The sequence below is a fragment of the Paraburkholderia sp. JHI869 genome (genome assembly GCF_038900775.1).
In the GTDB taxonomy this organism is placed as follows: Bacteria; Pseudomonadota; Gammaproteobacteria; order Burkholderiales; family Burkholderiaceae; genus Paraburkholderia.
On record NZ_JAYMSC010000109.1, the window covers coordinates 1 to 366 of the forward strand.

The window sequence follows — 366 nt, forward strand, 5'->3', positions numbered from 1 at the left end:
CCGTGACCGAACGCATCTACGCCAGCTACTGGCTGGAAACGGGCGTTGACCCTCATCTTGCCGCGGACGTGATCGCAGGCGAGCAGTCGAGCGGGACCTTTGTCGCGCTGCCCACCGAGACGCCCGAACTGAAGGCGCGCTCGGGTGCCCGGGTCGAACGGCTCGAAGTGCTGGGCCACAGCGGCACGCCGAGCCTGACCGGCGGCATCCCGTCTTCGCGCTACACGCAGTGTGCGCTCGAGCTGTCGTGGCCGATCGAGAACTTCGGGCCGTCGCTGCCGAACCTGATGTCCACGATCGCGGGCAACCTGTTCGAGCTGCGGCAGGTTTCGGGTCTGCGCTTGACGGGGCTGCGTCTGCCGCCGT

General features: G+C 68.0%; 1 pseudogene. It reads left to right on the forward strand.

The annotated features are described in order from the left end of the window. Positions 1-2: 2 nt before the first annotated feature. A pseudogene (locus VSR72_RS44085) lies at positions 3-366 on the forward strand (ribulose 1,5-bisphosphate carboxylase); the annotation flags it as partial.